The 7,531-nt window shown below is 32.7% G+C and carries 6 protein-coding genes; all 6 read left to right on the top strand.

The genetic code is table 11. The annotated features are described in order from the left end of the window. The first annotated feature begins 205 nt into the window (after positions 1 to 205). The 6 genes from VGE71_RS13865 to VGE71_RS13840 all read left to right on the top strand — a co-directional run bounded on the left by VGE71_RS13865 (position 206) and on the right by VGE71_RS13840 (position 7,402). Entirely contained in the window at positions 206 to 907 is a 702-nt protein-coding gene (locus tag VGE71_RS13865; protein WP_095953361.1) for an ABC transporter ATP-binding protein, read from the top strand. Then, positions 900 to 2,144 carry an ABC transporter permease gene (locus tag VGE71_RS13860; RefSeq protein ID WP_331138869.1) on the top strand — a complete coding sequence of 415 codons (1,245 nt, stop codon included), beginning with the start codon at positions 900 to 902 and terminating at the stop codon, positions 2,142 to 2,144. Before VGE71_RS13865 ends, VGE71_RS13860 begins: the two co-directional genes overlap by 8 nt. 2 nt (positions 2,145 to 2,146) lie before the next feature. Next, the gene (locus tag VGE71_RS13855) at positions 2,147 to 3,412 is read left to right on the top strand and encodes an ABC transporter permease (RefSeq protein ID WP_331138868.1); all 1,266 of its coding nucleotides are present in this window, start codon (positions 2,147 to 2,149) and stop codon (positions 3,410 to 3,412) included. Positions 3,413 to 3,449: 37 nt separating this feature from the next. Beyond that, entirely contained in the window at positions 3,450 to 4,565 is a 1,116-nt protein-coding gene (locus VGE71_RS13850) for an efflux RND transporter periplasmic adaptor subunit (RefSeq protein WP_331138867.1), read from the top strand. Between the two features lie 86 nt (positions 4,566 to 4,651). Continuing rightward, positions 4,652 to 6,103: a TolC family protein gene (locus VGE71_RS13845; RefSeq protein WP_331138866.1), complete on the top strand. Its 1,452-nt coding sequence runs from the start codon at positions 4,652 to 4,654 to the stop codon at positions 6,101 to 6,103. Between the two features lie 6 nt (positions 6,104 to 6,109). Continuing rightward, complete coding sequence (locus VGE71_RS13840; RefSeq protein WP_331138865.1) at positions 6,110 to 7,402, top strand: efflux RND transporter periplasmic adaptor subunit; 1,293 nt, start codon at positions 6,110 to 6,112, stop codon at positions 7,400 to 7,402. The last annotated feature ends 129 nt before the right edge of the window (positions 7,403 to 7,531 follow it).

Genomic DNA, 7,531 nt, shown 5'->3' with positions numbered 1-7,531 from the left:
AACATTGAAATAATGGAAGTAAGCTTCATTAAAGTAAGTTTTAAAAACGAGGTAAAATTACGAAAACAATCATATTTTATTAAAAAAGTGTAACAATTCATAAAGAACGAAGTCTTATAAGAAATAGGTAACAGAATTATTAACTTTTTATTATCATAATTTACTTAATAAAAATGTTATTATTGTCTAAAAATTTAACAATACCATGATTGAAATTAAAGATTTGCACAAATCCTATAAGATGGGAAGTTCAGAATTACACGTACTAAAAGGTATTAATTTTAATATTGAAGAAGGTGAACTAGTTGCGATCATGGGATCATCCGGATCTGGTAAATCAACACTTCTTAATATTTTAGGAATTTTGGACGAAGCTGATTCTGGAAGTTATATTTTAGATAAAACTCCAATAAAGAAATTAAACGAAACTATTGCTTCTAAATACCGAAATAAATTCTTGGGATTTGTTTTTCAGTCTTTCAATTTAATCAACTATAAATCGGCTCTTGATAATGTGGCAATGCCATTGTATTATCAGGGAGTTAAGAGAAAAGAGCGTTATGAAATTGCGATGAAATATCTGGAAAAAGTAGGTTTAGGATCTCATTCACATCACTTACCAAATGAGCTTTCAGGAGGTCAGAAACAGCGTGTGGCAATTGCAAGAGCATTAGCTTCAAATCCAAAAGTTTTATTGGCAGATGAGCCTACAGGAGCGCTTGATACCAAAACTTCTTATGAAGTGATGGAACTTATTCAGGGAATTAATGATGAAGGTAAAACAATCTTAATCGTTACACACGAACCGGATATTGCCGCTATGTGCAAAAGAAACGTAGTCCTAAAAGATGGACTAATTATCGATGATAAAAAAGTAGAACAAGTTAGAGCTTCGTCTTATGTTTAATATAGAACGTTGGCAGGAAATATTTGAAGCGATATCCAAAAACCGTTTGAGAACATTTCTAACAGGTATTTCGGTAGCTTCGGGAATTTTTATTTTGGTGATTCTGCTTGGTGCAGGTAAAGGTCTTCAAAATGGAATCGAAAAACAGTTTGAACGTGATGCTGCAGGGATTATAGAAGTTTGGTCTGGAACTACAACTAAAGAATACAAAGGCTTAAATCCAGGAAGACACATTCAGTTTCGTAATAGTGATTACAATCAATCGGTACAGAAATTTGAAGATAAATTAGATTTGCGTGCTTCAACAAATAATTACTGGGGGCAATCTTTTGCATATGGAAAAGAATCAGGAACCTACCAATTTAGAGGTGTTGATCCTGATTATGGCGGGATAGAAAATTTAACCATAGTTCAAGGTCGTTATGTAAATGCAAAAGATTTACAAAATAATGCCAAAGTAGCTGTTATCGGAATGAAATTAAAGCAAGATTTGCTAAAAGATAAAGAGGCTATTGGGGAAGAAATCTTAATTAATAACATTAGTTTTAAAGTAGTTGGGATTTTTACAGATCCAGGAGGAGAAAGAGAAGAAACTCGTGCTTATATACCATTAACGACTGTTCAGAAAACATTTGGCGGTGGTGATAAGATTAGTAATTTGTTTTTTACATTAAAAAAAACAGATAATTATGATGAGGCTTTAGCGCAGTCAGAGCAATTTACACAAGATTTGAAAAACTTGCTTAAAAGCAAAAACATGGTTGCACCTGAAGATGATAGTGGTGTAGGAGTATATAATTCAGTAAAAGATGCTAAACAGTTTTATGATTTAAATCTGTATATACGACTTTTCTTCTGGTGGGTTGGTATTTGTACAATTATCGCAGGAGTGGTTGGAGTAAGTAATATCATGCTTATCATAGTGAAAGAAAGAACAAAAGAAATTGGAATTAGAAAAGCCCTTGGAGCCTCTCCGTTTTCAATTATTTCTATGATTCTTCATGAATCCATATTTATTACAACGATTGCTGGTTTTGTCGGTTTGCTTGGAAGTTTACTTTTATTGGAGTTTGTTGGGCCAATGGTGCAGAGCGAATTTTTTAGAAATCCAGAAGTAGATTTTAGCGTGGCGTTAACAACCTTGATTTTACTTGTATTTGCTGGTGCAATGGCAGGTTTTTTTCCAGCCTACAGAGCAGCCAAAATTAAACCTATTGTAGCACTTAGAGACGAATAATCATGTTTAGTAAAGATAATTGGGACGAAATTTTACAGGCTTTAACGGCAAATGTATTCAGAACTGTTCTGACTGCTTTTGGTGTGTTTTGGGGAATATTTATTTTGGTAATATTACTGGCAGCAGGTAACGGACTTGAAAACGGTGTTAAAAAAGGTTTTGATGGAATCGCAACAAATACTATGTTTATGTGGAGTCAAAGCACTTCTAAAGCATATAAAGGGTTACCAAAAATACGTCGTTATGATTTTAGAAATAGCGATGTTGCAGCATTAAAACAAGCAATACCAGATTTACTATATGTTTCTCCAAGAAATCAGTTGGGAGATTTTAACGGAACAAATAATGTGGTAAGAGGAACAAAAACTTCGGCTTTTACAATTTATGGTGATTATCCAGAATTGATAAAACAACAGCCAATGGATATTATTAAAGGCCGTTTTGTAAATCAGCAGGATATTAATGAAAGAAGAAAAGTAGCGGTGATTGGTAAAGGAGTTATCAGCGAGCTTTATGGTAAAGAAGAAGAATCTGTTGGAACATACATAAAAATAAATGGTATAAATTTTATGGTTGTTGGAGTTTATGCTTCAAAACAGCAGGGAGGAAATGCTGAGCAAGAACAGAAGAATATTTTTATTCCGTTTACCACTTTTCAGCAAGCATTTAATTATGGCGATAAAGTAGGTTGGATGGCATTAACAGCGAAAGATGAATCTTCGATAACCGAATTAAAACCAAAAATTTTAGAGATTATAAAAGCGCTACATTCTGTTCATCCTACAGATGAACGTGCAGTAGGGAATTTTGACTTGTATGAGCAGTTTAACAAAGTGCAAAGTCTTTTTAATATTCTAAAAGTAATTGCGTATTTCGTAGGAACACTGGTTTTAATTTCTGGTGTAATCGGAATTTCAAATATCATGCTAATTGTGGTTAAAGAACGCACAAAAGAAATCGGAATTAGAAGAGCTTTAGGTGCAACACCAGGTGCGATTAGAGGCCAAATATTATCAGAATCTATATTTTTAACTATTATTTCAGGAATGCTTGGAATTGCCGTAGCGACCGGAATTATAGCGCTCTTAAACATGGCGCTCGATTCGATGCCGCCTGGAGGTAATACTATGTTTGCTAATCCAAGTGTAGATTTACGTGTTGTATTTGTAGCATTATTAATACTAGTTGGGTCTGGTTTGCTGGCAGGATTTATTCCAGCGCAAACAGCAATCAATGTAAAACCGGTAGATGCTTTAAGAACAGAATAAATTATCAATCAAAATAAATCGATTAAACCAAAAACAAATGAAAAAAGGAGTAACCGTTACCATTTTAATATTTATTGCAATCGTTTTTTTTGGCGCACTATATTATTTGTATGCTAAGAATCAGGAATCACCAGTTGTATTTAAAACGGAAAAAGCAGAAACGAAAACAATTGTAAAAAATACGATTGCGACAGGTAATATTCAGCCTGATGAAGAGGTTTTAATCAAACCAAATATTTCGGGTATTATTGAAGAAGTATATATCAAAGCAGGTGAAAAAATCAAAGCAGGAGATATGATTGCTAAAATTCGTGTGGTAGCAAACGTTTCAAATGTGAGTAGTACACAGAACCAGGTTCAGTCAGCTAAAATTGCTTTAGATAATCAGGAGAGATTGTATAAAAGACAAAAAACATTATTTGAAAAAGAAGTTATTTCTGCAAATGATTTTGATGCAGCTCAAGTAGCGTATAATCAGGCAAAACAAACTTATTTGGCTGCGAAACAAAGTTTAGATATCGTTAAAACTGGAACAACATCTTCTTTAGGAAGTTATGCCAATACTTTAATTCGTTCTACAGTTAACGGAATGGTTTTAGACGTTCCAGTTAAAGTTGGAAACCAGGTTATTGAAAGTAATAATTTTAATGAAGGAACTACAATTGCAAGTGTTGCAGATGTTGGAAGAATGATTTTTATTGGAAAAATTGATGAATCAGAAGTAGGGAAAATCAAAGAAAAAATGCCTATTGAGATTACAATTGGAGCAATCGAAAATAAAAAATTTGATGCTGTTTTAAATTATATTGCGCCAAAAGGAGTTACAGAAAATGGAGCGATTCAGTTTGAAATTAAAGCTCAAATGGTAAACAGAGACGACACTTTTATTAGGGCAGGATTAAGCGCAAATGCTTCGATTATTTTAGAAAAAGCAGAAAAAGTTTTGGCTATAAAAGAGTCATTAGTGCAATTTGACAAAAAAACACAAAAACCTTATGTTGAGATAGAAACGGCTCCACAGAAATTCCAAAGAAGAGATTTAGTTCTTGGAGTGAGTGACGGAATCTACGTTCAAATTAAAAGCGGAATTACGGCTACAGATAAGATCAAAATCTGGAATCAGGGCTTGATTAATGAAGGAGTAAAAAAATAATTAATTTGAAGGTTTAAGGGATTTTTTTGGGTTTAAAAAATGTTAAATTTGCGTAGTTCGGTTTACTGCGCTTTCATCAAAAATATATGAAAATAAATAAATATAATAGTCTGGTTTTTGCAATGTTATTCGGTTTTGGGATAACTGGACAAGCACAATCAAAACAATGGACGCTGGAAGAATGTGTGAGATACGCATTAGAAAATAATATTACAATAAAGCTCACAGAATTAGATTTAAAATCTGCTGCAATTGATAAAAAAGGAGCTATTGGTAATTACCTGCCAACTGTAAATGCAAATGCATCACACTCTTGGAATATTGGTTTGAACCAAAATATTACAACAGGTTTACTTGAAAACCAAACCACACAATATTCTTCTGTTGGAGCTTCTGTAGGAGTTGATATTTACAAAGGACTTCAAAATCAGCATAATTTAAGAAAAGCCAATCTTTCTATTATTGCATCAAAATATCAATTGTTAAAAATGCAGGAAGATATTTCTTTAAATGTTGCCAGTGCTTTTTTGCAAATTTTATCTAATAAAGAAGATTTAAAAGTCAAAAAAGAACAATTGACAATTGATGAAAAACGTTTTGCACGTTCTCAGGAAATGGTCAATGCGGGAACAATTCCTCGTGGTGATTTGTACGATTTAAAAGCAACCGTTGCAACAGATAAACAAAACATTGCAGTTTCTGAAAATAATTTATTGATCTCAAAATTAAGTTTAGCACAACTTTTACAATTAAAAGAATTTGCAGATTTTGATGTTGTAGATAACAATAATCTTGAAGATACCAATAATATTCTTGCGCAGACGCCAGTTGAAATTTACAACAAAGCAAAGGATATAAGAACCGACTTAAAATTAGCACAGACTAATCTTGAAATTGCAGAGAAAAATGTTGCAATAGCAAAAGGAGCTTATCAGCCAACTTTGAGTGCTTTTTACAATTTTAATACAAGAGCAAGTTATTCTGATATTATTGTCGGATCAGTTCCAAACACATTAAACCCGACATCTCAAATTGGTTATGTTCAAGGAACAAATCAGGCTGTTTTGCGTGATAATTCAATGTCGGTTTTAGGAAATGCACAACCTATTTTTGATCAGTTTAATGATAATAAAGGACAATCATTTGGATTGTCACTAAATGTTCCAATTTTCAATGGTTTCGCTACTAGAAACAATGTTGAAAGAAGCAAAGTAAATTTAGAAAAATCAAAAATAGATTTAGAACAAAAAAGTTTAGATTTGCAACGTAACGTTTATACTGCTTTTACAGATGCTAAAGCCGCTTTAAATACATATGAAGCATCTACAGTAACTTTAGAAGCAAGACAACAGGCTTACAACTACGCAAAAGAAAAATATGATGTGGGTTTAATGAATTCATTTGATTTTACACAAGCTCAAACCTTATTGACTAATGCACAGTCTGATGTTATCAGAACAAAATACGATTACATGTTTAAAATTAAAATACTTGAATTTTATTTCGGAATTCCAATCGTTCCAGTTATTACAAAATAATTTATTATGTCAAAAAAAACAATTTATTTCTTAGTAGGAGGCGCAATAGTTCTTATTGCAGCTTTAGTTGGTCTTTCAAAGGCTGGAGTAATAGGGAATAAGGATGAAGGAAAAGAAGTAGAAATCGCAAAAGTTACGGCTTCAACAATTGTTGAAACAGTTTCGGCAACAGGAAAAATTCAGCCAGAAATCGAAGTTAAAATTGCTTCAATGGTTTCAGGCGAGATTATTTCATTGAATGTAAAAGAAGGTCAGGTTGTTAAAAAAGGAGATTTATTAGTAAAAATAAACCCCGATTTATATACTTCTGGTTTAGAAAGATCTGTTGCCAATCTGGCTGGAACAAAAGCAAGTTTAACACAATCTGATGCTAGTTTTAAAGAAGCAAAAGCAAATTATGAGCGTAATAAAACCTTATACGATAAAGGAGTTATCTCAAAATCGGATTGGGATAAAGCTATTTCGACATACGAAGTTGCAAAAGCGACAAAACAAAGCGCTTATTACAATGTTCAAAGTGCTTCTGCATCCGTTACAGAAGCCAGAGATAATTTAGGACGTACAACGATTTATTCTCCTGCAGACGGAACCATTTCTGTTCTGAATGTAGAATTAGGAGAAAGAGTTCTAGGAACACAGCAAATGGCAGGTACTGAGCTTTTGCGTGTTGCCAATTTAAACAATATGGAAGTTGAAGTTGATGTAAACGAAAATGATATTGTTAAAATTAAAATTGGTGACGAAGCAAACGTTGAAGTTGATGCTTATTTAAAAAAGAAATTCAAAGGAATTGTAACCAGTATTTCAAACTCTGCCAGTACAACTTTAACATCAGATCAGGTAACAAATTTTAAAGTTAAAGTTCGAATTTTAAAAGATTCTTATCAGGATTTATTGGAAGGAAAACCAAGTACATATTCTCCTTTTAGACCAGGAATGACAGCTACGGTTGATATTATTACCACTACTAAAACAAATGTTTTGGCAGTGCCAATTAGTTCTGTTGTAGTAAAATCGGATACTACGGCTGTAAAAGATTTTAAAGTTGAAGATCCTAATGAAGATAAAAAAGCAGCTCCGAAAAGTGATAAAAAATTCGAATGTGTTTTTGTAAAAGTAGGAGATAAGGCTAAAATTAGAATCATAAAAACTGGAATTCAGGACGATACCAATATCGAAGTGATGGAAGGTCTAAAGCCAGGTGATGTTGTTATTACAGGGCCTTATACAACAGTTTCTAAAGAACTTAATTCTGGAGATAAAGTAAAGCTTAAAAAAGCGGAAACCCCTAAGAAATAATTTAATTGTTATAATTATGATTTCATTATGTGGAAGCCCGCCAGAAGGATTTTTTCAATTTATTGGGTTAAGCTTAATTCTAACAGTAGTATTTCTTAGTTTTACCCATTATAAGGTTTACAAAACGGA

The organism is Flavobacterium sp. (assembly GCF_036405015.1).
Classification (GTDB): domain Bacteria; phylum Bacteroidota; class Bacteroidia; order Flavobacteriales; family Flavobacteriaceae; genus Flavobacterium.
Note: the sequence above shows the minus strand (reverse complement) of the source record. Positions and strands in the feature narration are given on the sequence as shown.

Coding starts and splice junctions, on each gene's coding strand:
- VGE71_RS13865 (WP_095953361.1), top strand. CDS start 206: ATGATTGAAATTAAAGATTTGCACAAATCCTATAAGATGGGAAGTTCA.
- VGE71_RS13860 (WP_331138869.1), top strand. CDS start 900: ATGTTTAATATAGAACGTTGGCAGGAAATATTTGAAGCGATATCCAAA.
- VGE71_RS13855 (WP_331138868.1), top strand. CDS start 2,147: ATGTTTAGTAAAGATAATTGGGACGAAATTTTACAGGCTTTAACGGCA.
- VGE71_RS13850 (WP_331138867.1), top strand. CDS start 3,450: ATGAAAAAAGGAGTAACCGTTACCATTTTAATATTTATTGCAATCGTT.
- VGE71_RS13845 (WP_331138866.1), top strand. CDS start 4,652: ATGAAAATAAATAAATATAATAGTCTGGTTTTTGCAATGTTATTCGGT.
- VGE71_RS13840 (WP_331138865.1), top strand. CDS start 6,110: ATGTCAAAAAAAACAATTTATTTCTTAGTAGGAGGCGCAATAGTTCTT.